Source organism: Terrimonas pollutisoli (genome assembly GCF_029360765.1).
GTDB lineage: Bacteria > Bacteroidota > Bacteroidia > Chitinophagales > Chitinophagaceae > Terrimonas_B > Terrimonas_B pollutisoli.
Genome location: NZ_JARKNA010000003.1, coordinates 444,203 through 458,794, shown reverse-complemented (window position 1 = coordinate 458,794; position 14,592 = coordinate 444,203). Strand labels below are relative to the sequence as shown.

Annotated in this window: 13 protein-coding genes; 6 read left to right on the top strand and 7 right to left on the bottom strand. The window is 41.3% G+C overall.

Annotated features, from left to right (window positions below; all coding sequences use genetic code 11):
• Window positions 1-31: 31 nt before the first annotated feature.
• The 5 genes from P2W73_RS08615 to P2W73_RS08595 all read left to right on the top strand — a co-directional run bounded on the left by P2W73_RS08615 (window position 32) and on the right by P2W73_RS08595 (window position 6,309).
• Window positions 32-928: a hydroxypyruvate isomerase family protein gene (locus tag P2W73_RS08615; RefSeq protein ID WP_276501610.1), complete on the top strand. Its 897-nt coding sequence runs from the start codon at window positions 32-34 to the stop codon at window positions 926-928.
• A gap of 386 nt (window positions 929-1,314) precedes the next feature.
• The gene (locus P2W73_RS08610; RefSeq protein WP_276501609.1) at window positions 1,315-3,000 is read left to right on the top strand and encodes a GMC oxidoreductase; all 1,686 of its coding nucleotides are present in this window, start codon (window positions 1,315-1,317) and stop codon (window positions 2,998-3,000) included.
• A gap of 3 nt (window positions 3,001-3,003) precedes the next feature.
• Complete coding sequence (locus tag P2W73_RS08605) at window positions 3,004-4,722, top strand: GMC oxidoreductase (RefSeq protein WP_276501608.1); 1,719 nt, start codon at window positions 3,004-3,006, stop codon at window positions 4,720-4,722.
• Between the two features lie 59 nt (window positions 4,723-4,781).
• Entirely contained in the window at window positions 4,782-5,348 is a 567-nt protein-coding gene (locus tag P2W73_RS08600; protein WP_276501607.1) for a gluconate 2-dehydrogenase subunit 3 family protein, read from the top strand.
• 31 nt (window positions 5,349-5,379) lie between these two features.
• Window positions 5,380-6,309 (top strand): sugar phosphate isomerase/epimerase family protein, encoded by a 930-nt coding sequence (locus P2W73_RS08595; RefSeq protein ID WP_276501606.1) that lies wholly within the window; start codon window positions 5,380-5,382, stop codon window positions 6,307-6,309.
• Between the two features lie 90 nt (window positions 6,310-6,399).
• Here P2W73_RS08595 and P2W73_RS08590 read toward each other — a convergent pair whose 3' ends face one another.
• The 6 genes from P2W73_RS08590 to P2W73_RS08565 form a co-directional block, all read right to left on the bottom strand.
• A complete protein-coding gene (locus tag P2W73_RS08590) occupies window positions 6,400-7,851 on the bottom strand; it encodes a lipopolysaccharide biosynthesis protein (RefSeq protein ID WP_276501605.1) in 1,452 nt (483 codons plus the stop codon).
• 21 nt (window positions 7,852-7,872) lie between these two features.
• Window positions 7,873-8,907, bottom strand: a complete 1,035-nt coding sequence (locus P2W73_RS08585; RefSeq protein ID WP_276501604.1) for a glycosyltransferase family 2 protein — start codon at window positions 8,905-8,907, stop codon at window positions 7,873-7,875.
• Window positions 8,908-9,048: 141 nt separating this feature from the next.
• Complete coding sequence (locus tag P2W73_RS08580; RefSeq protein WP_276501603.1) at window positions 9,049-10,254, bottom strand: glycosyltransferase; 1,206 nt, start codon at window positions 10,252-10,254, stop codon at window positions 9,049-9,051.
• Window positions 10,255-10,269: 15 nt separating this feature from the next.
• Complete coding sequence (tpiA, locus tag P2W73_RS08575) at window positions 10,270-11,031, bottom strand: triose-phosphate isomerase (RefSeq protein ID WP_276501602.1); 762 nt, start codon at window positions 11,029-11,031, stop codon at window positions 10,270-10,272.
• A gap of 30 nt (window positions 11,032-11,061) precedes the next feature.
• On the bottom strand, window positions 11,062-12,240 hold the full coding sequence (locus tag P2W73_RS08570) for a putative sugar nucleotidyl transferase (protein ID WP_276501601.1): 1,179 nt from the start codon (window positions 12,238-12,240) through the stop codon (window positions 11,062-11,064).
• A 145-nt stretch (window positions 12,241-12,385) separates the two neighbouring features.
• Window positions 12,386-12,640 carry a type B 50S ribosomal protein L31 gene (locus tag P2W73_RS08565; RefSeq protein ID WP_276501600.1) on the bottom strand — a complete coding sequence of 85 codons (255 nt, stop codon included), beginning with the start codon at window positions 12,638-12,640 and terminating at the stop codon, window positions 12,386-12,388.
• A 186-nt stretch (window positions 12,641-12,826) separates the two neighbouring features.
• Here P2W73_RS08565 and P2W73_RS08560 point away from each other — a divergent pair, with 186 nt between their 5' ends.
• Window positions 12,827-13,714: an AraC family transcriptional regulator gene (locus P2W73_RS08560; protein ID WP_276501599.1), complete on the top strand. Its 888-nt coding sequence runs from the start codon at window positions 12,827-12,829 to the stop codon at window positions 13,712-13,714.
• 280 nt (window positions 13,715-13,994) lie between these two features.
• Here the strand turns inward: P2W73_RS08560 and P2W73_RS08555 are convergent, their stop codons facing one another.
• Window positions 13,995-14,486, bottom strand: coding sequence for a YajQ family cyclic di-GMP-binding protein (locus tag P2W73_RS08555; RefSeq protein WP_276501598.1), 492 nt, complete (start codon window positions 14,484-14,486; stop codon window positions 13,995-13,997).
• Window positions 14,487-14,592 lie beyond the last annotated feature (106 nt).

Here is a 14,592-nt window from a genome sequence, read left to right as displayed (position 1 = left end):
AATTCATTTGTAACTTGTAAGGCTCAAAAAAATGACAAACAAAACAACATCCCGACGTAAATTATTAAAACAACTGGCAGCCGGAACTTTAGCGACGGCGATCATTCCTCCATTCCAGGCATGTGCCACCGATACTATGGACGAACAAAAATTAAAAGGCAACATTAATCATTCAGTTTGCCAATGGACCTATGGCTTTATGCCGCTTGATGAACTTTGTGCAGAAGCAAAAAAAATGGGGCTAAAGGCCATTGACCTGATTGGCCCGAAAGATTGGCCAACGCTCCAAAAACACGGGCTTGAATGCTCCATGTGTTATATAGGTGGAAAAGTTAGCCTCAATGAAGGGTGGAACAATCCAAAATTTCATGATCAGTTGATAAAAGATTACCTGGAAGCAATTCCTCTGGTGGCAAAAGCAGGATACAAAAACCTGATCTGTTTTAGCGGCAACCGCAATGGTATGGACGACGTCACTGGCCTGAAGAATTGCGTGGAAGGATTAAAAAAAATCTTACCACTGGCCGAACAACACAATGTGATAATCCAAATGGAGTTGCTGAATAGCAAAGTGGATCACAAAGATTATATGTGTGATAAAACGCCGTGGGGAGTAGAACTCTGTAAACAATTGGGTTCACCCAATTTCAAACTTTTGTATGACATCTATCACATGCAAATTGACGAAGGCGATGTGATACGAACCATCCGGGACAATCACCAATATATCGGGCATTATCATACCGCAGGTGTTCCGGGCCGGCATGAGATCAATGAAACCCAGGAATTGTTTTATCCCGCTATCATGAAAGCAATCCTTGACACCGGACACAAAGGATATGTAGCCCAGGAATTTATTCCTACCGGTAAAACAACAGAAGATAAACTGGCAGCATTGAAATATGCGGTTAAGGTGTGTGATGTGTGAAGCCGGCCCCCTTCCGATCCCGACCTATCATCGGGACCACCAATACACAGCTCTTGCTTTTCAAAGAGAACGATAACAATTAATATTTCCGAAAGTGGTAAATAGGGTTATAATGTTGATGTGGTGGTTATGAATGTGATTAGAAATTTGCAGCACCGCCTCCTTTCTTTTAGAGCGGTAACCGAGAAACCGAAAGTTAGGAACGAAGTTCGGGGAAGTGAGGCTGGGCAGTGAACAGAGCCCTGAAGAGTGCGACGCAACGAAGCTGATAGTAGTAATACAGTTGGGGCAATAATAAATTAAAAATTAAATCTCTTCCCCTGAGATTTAAAAATTGAAACCGATTTAAAAACACCCCTTCAGGGGATGGGGGTTAAACTTATATCATGGCAGACAATGTATATGATGCAATTGTGGTTGGTTCCGGTATCAGCGGTGGCTGGGCAGCGAAAGAATTAACCCAAAAGGGTCTAAAAGTGCTGATGCTGGAGCGTGGCCGCAATGTGGAGCATGTAAAAGATTATGTAAATGCGAACAAAGAGATTTGGGAATTTCCTCACCGGGGTGAAAGGACGCAGCAGATGATCGAAGACTATCCCAACCTGAAAAGGGATTACCCTTTGAATGAGACAGTGCTTGATTTTTGGGTAAAAGACAAAGAATGTCCTTTCACGGAAACAAAACCTTTTACCTGGTTCAGGGGCTATCATGTGGGTGGTCGTTCGCTAACCTGGGGAAGACATAGTTATCGTTTTAATAAATGGGATTTTGAAGCCAACTTAAAAGATGGCCATGGTGTCGACTGGCCAATACGTTATGAAGACATTGCTCCCTGGTATAGCTATGCAGAAAAATTTGCAGGCATACAGGGCACAAGAGAAGGCTTAGAAGTATTGCCCGATGGTGAATACTTGCCCGGTATGGGTTTGAATGTGGTGGAAAAAGATGTGGCAGCAAGAATCAAAGAACATTTTAAAGGCACCCGTCATATGATCAATGCACGGACCGCCAATATTACCGAATCCAAACCCGAGCAGGGAAGAACAAATTGCCAATACCGTAATCGTTGCTGGCGTGGCTGTCCCTTTGGTGCTTACTTCAGTACTCAATCTGCTACCTTGCCTGCCGCCATGGCCACCGGTAATTTGACATTAAGACCGTTTTCCATTGTTACAAAAGTGTTATACGATAAAGACACTAAGAAAGCAACCGGTGTGGAAGTCCTGGATGCGGAAACAAATAAAACATACGAATACAAAGCAAAAATAATTTTCCTGAATGCTTCTGCATTTAATTCAACCTGGGTGCTCATGAACTCAGCCACTGATATCTGGCCTGATGGTTTGGGCAGCAGCAGCGGCGAGTTAGGTCACAACGTAATGGATCACCATTTTCGTTGCGGTGCATCAGGCCGCATGGAAGGTTATGATGATAAATATGAATACGGCAGAAGACCAGGGGCTATTTATATTCCCCGCTACCGGAACATTTACGATGATAAAAGAGATTATGTTCGGGGATTTGGTTACCAGGGTGGAGCAAGTCGACAGGGTTGGAAACGCCAGGTAGCTGAGCTGGCAATCGGTGCTGATTTCAAAGAAGCATTGACCGAACCAGGCAACTGGACCATCGGCATTACGGGCTTTGGTGAAATTTTACCCTATCATGAAAATAAGATCACATTGGATAAGAATACCAAAGACAAATGGGGATTGCCGGTGCTGAATATGGATGCGGAAATCAAGGAGAACGAACAAAAGATGCGCAAGGATATGATGGAGGATGCAAAAGAAATGCTGGAAGCAGCCGGCGTGAAAGATGTAAAGACAAGTGACTCGGGCTATATCTATGGAATGGGTATTCATGAAATGGGTACTGCCCGAATGGGGCGTGATCCAAAAACATCGGTGCTGAATGGCAACAACCAGGTATGGGATGCCAAAAATGTATTTGTTACTGACGGCGCCTGTATGACCTCGGCTTCTTGTATAAATCCTTCATTGACTTATATGGCAATGACAGCCAGGGCCGCAGATTTTGCAGTGAATGAATTAAAAAAGGGTAACCTCTAACCAATGCCCGATACTACAAAAGTCAATATCAATAACAGGGCTGAGCAACAAAATACCTATGATGCTATCGTAGTTGGTTCAGGTATCAGTGGTGGCTGGGCTGCAAAAGAGCTTTGTGAAAAAGGGCTCAGAGTATTGATGCTCGAAAGAGGTCGTGATTTTGAACATGTAAAAGATTATAAGTCGGCAGCTACTAATGTTTGGGACTTACCTCATCGGGGAAAAACAACACAGGAGCAAAAACAAAAATATCCGGTGGTGCATCGTGGCTGGGCCGCATCGGAAGCTGTGATGGACTATTGGGCCAATGAAGAAGATTGTCCTTATACAGAAAAAAAACCTTTTACCTGGTGGCGTAGTTATCAAATGGGTGGCCGCTCCATTTTGTGGGGCAGGCAAAGTTATCGCCTGAGCGATCTTGACTTTGAAGCCAATGCAAAAGATGGCATTGCGATCGATTGGCCCATTCGTTATAAAGATCTTGCTCCCTGGTACGATCATGTTGAAAAATTTGCTGGCATCAGCGGATCATTTGAAGGACTTGCCCATCTACCGGATGGACAATTTTTACCACCCATGCCCTTGAATGTGATAGAAAAAGATGTAGCGGCCAGGATCAAACAACAGTATAAAGGAAACAGGCATTTGATTATTGGGCGTGTTGCTAACCTTACCCGGGCAATCCCGGGAAGAACGGCTTGCCAGTTTCGCAATCGTTGCTGGGAAGGTTGTCCCTTTGGTGGTTATTTCAGTACACAATCCTCTACCCTTCCCGCTGCACAAAAGACAAACAATCTTACAGTAAGACCTTTTTCAATTGTAACAAAAGTCATTTACGATAAGGACACCAAAAAAGCAAAAGGTGTTGAAGTATTAGATGCAGAGACAAACCAGACCTATCAATTTTTCAGCAAAATTGTTTTTCTCTGTGCCTCTTCTTTAAATTCTACCTGGGTATTGTTTAATTCCGCTACAGATATCTGGCCGGAAGGCTTGGGTAGCAGCAGCGGTGAACTGGGGCATAATGTGATGGATCATCATTATAATCTCGGTGCACAAGGTAAAGTAGAAGGCTATGAAGATATGTACGTATATGGCAGAAGAGCCAACGGTTTTTATATTCCCCGCTTTGTGAATTTAGCAGGAGATAAAAGAAGTTACCTGCGTGGATTCGGTTACCAGGGCTCAGCCAGCCGGCAAGGCTGGAGCCGGGAAGTAGCTGAGCTAAATATAGGCGCTAATTTCAAAGAAGCTTTAACAGAGCCGGGGTCATGGACGATCGGTGCAACCGGTTTTGGCGAAATGCTTCCTTATCATGAGAATAAAATTTCATTGGATAAGAATAAGAAAGACAAATGGGGCTTACCTGTTTTGGAAATGGATGCAGAGCTTAAAGAAAATGAAATGGAAATGCGGAAAGATATCAAGCTCGAATTAAAAGCCATGCTTGAATTGGCGGGTGTAAAAGATATCACTACCTGGGATTCCGGTCATGCCGTAGGTCATGGCATACACGAAATGGGCACCGCCCGGATGGGTCATGATCCCAAAACATCGGTATTAAACAGTAACAACCAGGTTTGGGATTGTAAAAACGTTTTCGTAACAGATGGAGCCTGCATGACTTCTTCTGCTTGTCAAAATCCATCACTAACCTATATGGCTTTAACGGCAAGAGCAGCAGAACATGCGGTGAAAGAATTACAGAAAGGAAATTTATAACCGTAATAAGATAAACAGTGTTGATTTCATTTGAATTTTAAACTTTTTAAACTTAAAATATGGAACGCAGGGAACTTTTAAAAATGATTGCTTTAGCAACCGGTAGTGCATTGATCGGTGGTGAATTATTTCTTTCCGGCTGTAAAAACTCCCCGGCTCTTGGCGGTGCTACTTTTAATGAGCAGGACATTAGCTTCCTTGATGAAGTAGGTGAAACAATCATTCCGAAAACATCATCCCCCGGTGCAAAAGAAGCCGCTGTAGGATCATTTATGACAGTGATGGTAAATGATTGTTATACCAAAAATGACCAACAAATATTCCATGAAGGAATCAGGAAACTGGATGATGCTTGCAAGAAGGCCAATAATACCAGCTTCATGACTGCTACCCCTGAACAGCGCACCAGCTTGTTGACAGCTCTTGATAAAGAAGCAAAACAATACCAGGAAACAAAAAAGAAAGAAGACCCTTCTCATTATTTTACCATGATGAAGCAACTGACCTTATTGGGATTCTTTACTTCAAAACCAGGTGCTACACAAGCATTGCGTCATGTGCCTGTTCCGGGCAAATATGACGGAGCTTTCCCTTACAAAAAAGGTGATAAAGCCTGGGCTGAGTAATTATTTTATCAATCAATTAAAACATTGAAAAATGGATTTTAAAAGACGAACATTCTTGAGATTGACGGGCAATCTCGCCGCGGGCCTTGTGATAGCTCCTATGGCTTGTAAGCTGGATTCAAATAAAGAAAAGGAAACAGAATCAAAAGATTCAACTGCAGCAGCAGGTCCTTCAGCTACAGAAGCTGGTACCGCACTTACTACATTTGGTTTGCAGTTGTATACATTGCGTGATGACTTGCCAAAAGATCCCAAAGGTGTTTTAAAACAAGTAGCTTCATTCGGTTATAAGCAGATTGAAAGTTTTGAAGGTAAAGACGGAATGTTTTGGGGCATGAGCAATACGGATTTCAAAAAATACATGGATGACCTGGGCATGGTGATTGTGTCCAGCCATTGTGATATCAACAAAAATTTCGAAAAGAAAGCAGCAGATGCTGCAGCCATCGGAATGAAATATTTGATCTGCCCATGGATTGGTCCGCAAAAGAAAATCGATGATTTCAAAAAAATCGCTGACACTTTTAATCAACGGGGCGAAATATGCAAAAAGAACGGGATAAAGTTTGCCTATCACAATCATGCCTACTCGTTTGAACTATTAGATGGTCAAATGGGCCAGGATGTAATGATGACTAATACCGATCCTGCATTGGTAGATTATGAACTGGACATGTATTGGGTAGTAGCCGGTGGGCAAGACATTGAGACCTGGTTGAAAAAATATAAAAACCGTTTCAAACTTTGCCACGTTAAAGACAGAACTAAAGGAGCTACTGAAGCAGCCGATACCTGTACGTTAGGGGAAGGAAGCATTAACTACCCTGCTATCCTGAAAACGGCAAAAGAAACCGGAATGGAATACTTTATCGTTGAGCAGGAAAAATATGCCGGCACAACACCATTAAAAGCTGTGGAAGCAGATGCAGCTTACATGAAGAATTTGAAGATCCTGTCGTAAAGGAGCATTCATACAATTAATCATTCGGGAGTTATGTTCTGCATACTCCCGTTTTTTTTTAAAAAAAAAGCCTGAAAGACATTCGGAATTTTACTCTTTAACTTCTGCAAATTTTAATGAAAACCGTTTATTCTTTATAATTAGCCCGAAATAAGACAGGGCAAACGCTCCTCCTTCCAATATATAAAAATACAGGGGCATTTTCAGTGTGCTGGTAATGCAGTGAATCATTACCTGTGTGGCCAAAATGATGATACTGATTCTGAACAGGCCGTCTTTCAACATAGTCCTGATATTGTAGTTTCTGTCTTCTGCATATCCAAAAATGATCGACGCGGAAAAACTTATGATTATTGCAGTGACCCCCGCAGATTGATACCCGAAAAGAGGCACAAAAAACATGTTTAACCCAATACTACATAACACGGCAGAAATGTATGTAATGGAAATGAGCCGAACCTTATTCCTGAATTTCAGTTTCCACTCCGGAAGCCGCCCAAAACCCTTCACGAACTCGACGATGGCAGCCATAAATATGATAGGGTACCCGATACGAAATTCTTCGCCCAGCATGATAACGCCTATTTCCCTGGCATATAAAATAAAATAAACAGTGAGCGGCAGAAAGAGCAAAGCCCATGTATTAAAAGTCTGGGAAAGGCGTTTTTTGGTTACTTCGCTATCCATCTGAAATTCCAGCGACTTCAGCAAAGTCGCGTCCAAAGCAGCCCAGTAAACGTATACCAACGCTGCAATGCTTATCTGTGCGATATTATAATTTTGGTTATAAATCCCCACTTTAGACAACCCGTCGAAGTGTTCTATCACAAACCGGTCAGAAGATACTAACAGCGTCATGCAAAGATTCGCAACCAGCCCGATTTGTCCGTATTTATACAAAATGGTTAAATCTTCTTTGTTGACCCGATTAAATGATATTTTCATTTTGAGAATGTACGGAATAACGATAACGAGTATCAAAACAATATTTAAGAAAATGATACTGGTCAGGAAGGATTCGATACCATAGTCAAAAACAAAAGTGAGTAGCAATAACAAAACAAAACTGGCAACAGAGCGAATGATCTGTATGACGTTATACCTAAAGGCCCCTCCTTCCAGGCGAAGCGGGATCAAAAAAAGGTTAACTATTTCGGAAGTAAAAAATTGCAGGAAGCACAAAAAAATGAGCCTCTTGAGCAACGGATGGTCTGCTAACATGTGCCAAACCGCTGAAAAAATTAATATCAGGATAGAAAATAAAAGGAAAAGAAAAACCAGGTTGGAGAATAATACGCCCGTCCTGCCGTTCTGTTTATACTGGTAATAATATCGCCACCCGCAAGTCACGATCCAAGAGTAACAAATAATCGACACATAACTAAAGAATAAAAATACCAGGGAATAAATCCCGAAATCCTCCGTGGAAAAATGCCTGGTATAGATGGGCGACCTTACAGCCCCGATCAAGATCGGCACCATAGCGCCTACCAAGTAGAAAAAAGTATCCTTGAAAATAATATTTCTGCTACCTTTTTCCAATCCAGATAGAATTCATTAGTATCATTCTGTAATAGGTTTTAGCAAGCCACATTCGATGAGCGACTGCGGCGATTCATATTTTTTGGAAACCTCCGGATCAAAAAATGATACCGGAGAAGACGCTGAAAATTTATCCATATATCCTTTATACTCCATTCGCTCATGTATATTTTCCGCTGTCACTCTTTCCCTGTAATTTTCAAAATCCTGTGGCAAAAACTTATAATGTAACCATGCAAGTCGTTCAACACACTGTATATTGATTTTTCGGGGAAAAATCACATGTGTTTCAAAGAAAATACCTTTCTGATAATAAATCAGCCTTGTAATATGCAGCCAGGGCTTTACACCTAGGCAGCGGCTGCGCATGCCACCAAGAATGATCCTACCCATTTTGTCGTATTCATAGCCTGTTTTGTCAAAATAATCCATGCCCTCATAAAGGTCTTTCGCTTCGTTTGGATGTGGAGGCAAGGCTTCTTTGGGGTATACATCTACTACGATACCCGATACTGCAGTAATGCCCCTTTGCTGAAGATGGTCTGTCAGCGAAGGGATATCAGGCAATTTACGATTATCATACACCAACAGTTCATCTGCATCCAGCACCAGGAACCACCTGTTAAATCCATAGTAAGCCAGCATCCTGTTTATCCACGCAAGCCGGGCGTTGCTGGTATACCGAAAATTACTTTCAAACAGTTCCACATCCGGATGATTATAGAGGTATTCTCTTGTACCGTCGGTGGACTGATCGTCCAAAAAAGCAAATTTATGTACTCCAAGAGCGTTATAATAGGCAATGAATTTTCGGACACGAGCCAGCTCGTTTCTTACCACACAGATGATGATCAAACCATTGTCCCTCACTGAAACGGAAGGGTTTTTTCTGGCCACCCTGATATCTATATTCAAGAAAAGAGGTATTACGGTAAATGGATCTTCCTGAAAACGCATGCCTCCAAGGTAATTTACCATCCCGGCAAAAACTCCGCGGGGAATGGGCAGCCCCTCTTTTGGCGCATTAAAGAAGAATTGATAAAAAATACGGATCAACCCGGGCAGGTTTATGAACGCCCTGGCGGCCACCTTCCAAAACCCAAAAAATTTTGAATTTACTATTGCCATTAAATATCCCGTTGCTATCTCAGAAAAATATCGATTAGGTTCATCATGAATAAATCGTACTAACGCTTTTTAAGAGGAACTCTCTTTGTCTAACAACCCGCGGTAAACCCCTAAGAATTCTTTTTCCATAATTCCCCAGTTGTATAGCTCATTTACTGCCTTTACCCCATTTCGGGAGCATTTTTCATACAATGCCTCATCCGTTAAAAGCCTGATAATCGCATCTGCCAGTTCCCTCTCATTGCCTGCCTCAGCAGTGAGCCCGGCTTCATTTTCTTCCACATACTTTTGCATGTAGCCAAACCTGCTGGCGATGACCGGTATTCCAAAGTTCATATATTCAAACAGCTTGATCTGTATGATATCCCGATGTGCTTTCACATCCAACAACGGGTTCAGCCCGATTTTAACCTGGTTGTAAAAAACCGATATATCACGGTAGGGAACCGGTTCATGCAAAATAATATTATCCGAAAGTCCTGCTGATGCAATATATTCATTCATTTCTGCTGCCAGCCCATCTCCGTAAACTGGTCCCAGCAAAAGGAGCTTAAAATCCGGCAGCCTGCTCGCAACTATCCGGGCTGCTTGTAGCATGACCATGGCACCCCTTACTTTTGACAATCCGCCCACATAGGCTGCACCATATTGCCTATCTTTAACCGGCAAGTCTTTCCGCTTATCTGCCAGATTGGTAAAATTGTATATCACTTTCAGCGGTACCCCCGTTTTTTGCAACTGAAACCTTTCAAACAATCCGTCATCTACCGCGAACAGATAATCATATAGCCGGACCTTTTTATATTCCCAGTTTTGAATATACCTTGCATAGAGATTTATCAGGAATGCGGGTAGCGAAGAATTGCCAAATTCAATATCTTTTAAATTATTATCATGGGGCTCCCGTGCATCATAAATCAATTTTGGTTTATGGGGTAAGTTTTTCAGCTTATGCACAATGCGGTTTAGCCGCAAATCTTCAACCTGATAGGCATCCGCTTCTATTTCCCTGCAATAAATAAAAGCCGCATCGTATTCGGTCGTCAGGGGCAAAATCTTTTTAACAATCCAGTTAATGTATTTATTCTTAAAATACCTCCTGGAGCTTATCAGTTTAAAAAAAATACCTTCCGGAGTAATACCCTGCCCGTCTTCATCACCTATAACGAGATAATGTACTTCATAACCATTGTTCCTTAAAGAAAGGGCCTGCTTCCAATAAGTCCTGTCATCATACAGGCCATGCCTGTCAGCCAAAAAACATACTTTCTTCATTGCATCCGGAAGCTACTATTTCAGACTAAGTATTATCTCCCCAAATTCATCCGCCTTCAATGAAGCTCCACCCACCAGGCCACCATCAACATCCGGGCAGCTAAACAATTCTTTTGCATTGCTTGCTTTTACGCTTCCGCCATATAAAATGGAAATTTGATCCGCGATATTTTTGCCATACTGATCTGCAAATACCGAACGCAGATAGGCGTGCATCTCCTGTGCCTGTTCGGTTGATGCAGTTTTTCCTGTTCCTATCGCCCAGATTGGTTCGTAGGCAATCACAATATCTTTTATTTTATCGGCTGATAAATGAAAAAGCGATTCCTTCAGTTGGGTTGCAACAAATTCATTTTGTGTACCAGCTTCACGGATTGACAAAGGCTCCCCGCAACAGAAAATCGGCGTAACAAAATTTTCCAAACAAAGATTCAATTTCTCTGCAAGCATGGTATTACTTTCATTAAAATACTCCCGTCTTTCGCTATGCCCCAGTACACAATAGGGAACGCCGATAGAATGGATCATTTCGACGGACACTTCCCCGGTATATGCTCCCGACTTTTTATTGTAACAATTTTGTGCGGCTACATAATAATTTTTAGCATCATCTACTTCACTTCTTGCCATAAGAAGATAAGGATAGGGAACTGCAAATATTGCCTGCTGATGAGCAGCTAATACGATATTTTGCTTAAGTATTTCATTCAGTAAATTTTCTCCCTGTTGAAAAGTAAGATTCATCTTCCAGTTGGCTGCGGCGATCTGCTTTCTCATATTTTTTGATTAGGAATTTGGGGTTAAACTTTAAAAATGTTTAAAGATATATTTTAAAATACTTTTTTCGTTATCTGTGATCGAATGTTTTTTTAACTTCTTCCATCCGGTGATATCCTCGAGAGCCTTATCGAATCCATACCGGTCTATACCATCGCTTCCCCATGAAAAATTGGGAATATGTTTTGGTGTGAGCCCGTTGCCAAACACATTGCAACAAACGCCGATTACGGTTCCGGTGTTGATAGCTGTGTTAATCGCCGTTCGTGAGTAGTCCCCCATCATGACACCACATTTGTTACCGGCACTTAACTGACCTTTGGGTGTCCAAACCTTTACAATACCCGCATTATTTTTCAGATTAGAATTGGTAGTACCGGCCCCTATATTGCACCATTCGCCAATAACGGAATCACCGAGGTAACCGTCATGAGCTTTATTAGAGTAACCAAACAAGACCGAATTTTTTATTTCGCCAGAAACAATACAATAAGGACCTAACGAAGTTCCTCCATAAACCCTTGTTCCCATTTTTATAGAAGCTCCCTCTCCCATGGCAAAGGGTCCCCTGATCATCGCCCCTTCCATCACCTCAGCGTTTTTACCAATATAGATGGGGCCGTCTGATGCATTGAGATAACTATATTCTACACTTGCACCCTTCTCAATAAATATTTTACCACTGCCTACAATCTTATTGCTTGGAGAAATGGGCTGCGATTTTCTTTTTTTAGTAATTAGCTCAAAATCCTGTTGGATCGCCCAGTTATTCAATTGAAAAATATCCCAGGGGTATTGAATAGTTTTTATTTCTTCTTCGATTATAACCGGATTGGTGACTTTGATCTTGTGTTCTTCACTAACCTCTTTTTTCGAAAAACAAAAAACAATGCCCGTGTTATTGTTCACTGAAATAAACTCACCTGCCTTGAGACTGCTAACGGCTTTTATCAGTTTATTAGTTGGAAGTACATTTCCATGAATCATGATACAAATGCCATCCTCAGCGGCTTGCTGTATCGTTAGTGCCCGATCCAGGTCTTTATAGTCATCCTCATTCCTGTCATAAGAAATCAAACCAAGCGCTTTTTCCCATTTTTCCCTTATGGTCAAAATACCAACCCGGATGTCCTGTATTTGCCTCGTAAGAGTAAAGGGATAAAGATTCTCGGGCTGGCAATATTCTTCAGTAAAAAGGATCTTATTCATGGATATGAAATAACTGATACTATTTGGAAAGATACTTGAAAATAAATAGCCGGAAAAAAGCTGTCAACTTTTAAATAAAGGAGGTAATAAAAAAGCCCCCGATATATTCGGAGGCTGATAAAATATTTGAAGAATGAGAATCAGATTATTCTCCCTTCTTAGCGTATTTCTTTTTAAACTTGTCGATACGTCCCGCTGTATCTACCAATACATTTTTGCCAGTAAAAAAGGGGTGCGACATATTTGAAATCTCCAGTTTTACCAGGGGATATTCATTTCCGTCTTCCCATTTCACAGTTTCTTTAGACGCAGCAGTGGAACGGCTCAGGAATGAATAGTTGTTACTCATATCTTTGAATACTACTAACCTGTAACTTGCCGGATGGAGACCTTTTTTCATAACTCTTTGATTTTAAGGCTGCACGGATTTTGCCGTACTTATTTTATAATTTTTTGAGTGTGCGAAGATAAGCGCCATCTGCCTTTTTGCCAAATCTTAATTAAAACATTCTCCCACCCCACTTTAATTCGCCTGCCTTGCCATAAATTGAGCTTTTATTGTAAACATTTCACTCTAAGCGTTGCCATGAAGCCTCTTTTTACCCAGATAGGTAAAACCCCACAGGACAACCTGATTGTTGTCAAAAGAGAGGTTCCTTATTGGGATACCCCCTTTCATTTTCATCCGGAATGTGAATTAGTTTATACATTAAGCGGCACAGGAAAAAGAATAATTGGGGATAGTATTGAAGTATTTGGACCAGGCGATATGGTTTTTCTCGGTCCCAATATTCCACATGTTTGGTACAGCGATCCTTCTTTCTATAAAAACGACAACAACCGGCAGGCAGTAGCCATCGTCGTGTATTTCAGCAAAGAAATTTTTGGCGAAAAATTCTTTCAATTAGAAGAAACCCAACAGCTGAAAGAATTTTTAAAGAAAGCGGAAAGAGGTTTGAAAATACAAGGCCGGACATTTGAACAAATTGCTGAGATGTTGAGCAATATGGTTGAAAGCAACGGCATGAAAAAAATTGTGGGTCTCATGCAGGTGTTGGAACGCTTGGCCGGGTCAGAAGAAGTACGATCCCTGGCCAGCATCACTTATAAAAACTCTTACGACACCAAGGATAATCACAAGATCGACGAGGTTTTTTTATACCTCAACAAAAATTTTATGCGTGACATATCTATGCCGGAGGTAGCTGAACTATGTCATATGACGCCGCAATCATTTTGCCGTTTTTTTAAAGCAAGAACCAAAAGCACTTTTATCGATTTTTTAAACGATATCAGGATTAGCCATGCCCGTAAATTATTGATCGAATCAGAAGAGCAGACAATTGCCGAGATCGCCTATCTATGTGGGTATAAAAACTTGTCCAATTTCAACAAGCTTTTTAAGATAAAAACAAAGCTGACGCCAAAGGAGTATAAGAGGAACTTAAAAGCAAATTGGATCAAGGAGCTATAAAATAAGAAAGCACCAGAATCGATTCCTATACTTGCTTGCGCAGATATATTCCTTTTTTCCTGATGCTCTCGGGAGTTGTATTTATCCTGTTACAGATATTTACTTCTCCAAGCCACAATTTTATTTGTTTTACCAAATTTCTTGTAGCTATTGTTCATTGAAGGTACGTTACCGGAATAGCGTTTTCCAAATTTTTTTTCGTCTTGTTACGCACCTGTTTGCCACTTTTTTTTCCACCGTTTTCGGCAGTTGTGAAGATTTACAGGCCGGATATGCACATTTAGCTGCGCATATTCTCAAACTGAAGGGGAATACCCAGGTCCCAGCTTTTTGATGCCTGAATTACCTCCTGCAAATCGTCGATTTTTTTGCCCGTTACCCTTACGATATCGTCATTGATTGAGGCTTGAACTTTAAGCCCTGAATCTTTTATGTGTTTTACGATCTTTTTGGCATCCTCCTGTTTTAATCCATTTCTCACCACAACTTCTTTCTTCCATACCTTACCGCTCAGGCTCCCTTCTTTGGACAGATCAAAGGCCTCAGGAGCTATCCCCTGCTTGTGAGCCCGGTTAACCAATACATCCAGCAGCTGGCGCATTTTCATATCATCCTCTGTTTCCAGGTTTATTTTAAACTCTTTTTTATCCAGCTTAATCACTACATGTGATCCTTTAAAATCAAACCGGTTGGTGATTTCTTTGGTAACCACATTTACAGCATTGTCCAATGCTTGTGCGTCTACTTTGCTTACAAAATCAAATGAAGGCATACACTAATTAGCGCCAATTTTAACGGATGAACGCTAAGGTGCGAATGTACATGATTAATTGGATTCATTCCATTAGCGTCCATTCGCATTAATTCGAAAATATTGG

Bases quoted from the DNA above. Each gene is read 5' to 3' on its own strand.
- P2W73_RS08615 (WP_276501610.1), top strand. From the start codon at position 32: ATGACAAACAAAACAACATCCCGACGTAAATTATTAAAACAACTGGCA.
- P2W73_RS08570 (WP_276501601.1), bottom strand. From the start codon at position 12,240: ATGAATAAGATCCTTTTTACTGAAGAATATTGCCAGCCCGAGAATCTT.
- P2W73_RS08605 (WP_276501608.1), top strand. From the start codon at position 3,004: ATGCCCGATACTACAAAAGTCAATATCAATAACAGGGCTGAGCAACAA.
- P2W73_RS08610 (WP_276501609.1), top strand. From the start codon at position 1,315: ATGGCAGACAATGTATATGATGCAATTGTGGTTGGTTCCGGTATCAGC.
- P2W73_RS08595 (WP_276501606.1), top strand. From the start codon at position 5,380: ATGGATTTTAAAAGACGAACATTCTTGAGATTGACGGGCAATCTCGCC.
- P2W73_RS08600 (WP_276501607.1), top strand. From the start codon at position 4,782: ATGGAACGCAGGGAACTTTTAAAAATGATTGCTTTAGCAACCGGTAGT.
- P2W73_RS08560 (WP_276501599.1), top strand. From the start codon at position 12,827: ATGAAGCCTCTTTTTACCCAGATAGGTAAAACCCCACAGGACAACCTG.
- tpiA (WP_276501602.1), bottom strand. From the start codon at position 11,031: ATGAGAAAGCAGATCGCCGCAGCCAACTGGAAGATGAATCTTACTTTT.
- P2W73_RS08565 (WP_276501600.1), bottom strand. From the start codon at position 12,640: ATGAAAAAAGGTCTCCATCCGGCAAGTTACAGGTTAGTAGTATTCAAA.
- P2W73_RS08555 (WP_276501598.1), bottom strand. From the start codon at position 14,486: ATGCCTTCATTTGATTTTGTAAGCAAAGTAGACGCACAAGCATTGGAC.
- P2W73_RS08580 (WP_276501603.1), bottom strand. From the start codon at position 10,254: ATGAAGAAAGTATGTTTTTTGGCTGACAGGCATGGCCTGTATGATGAC.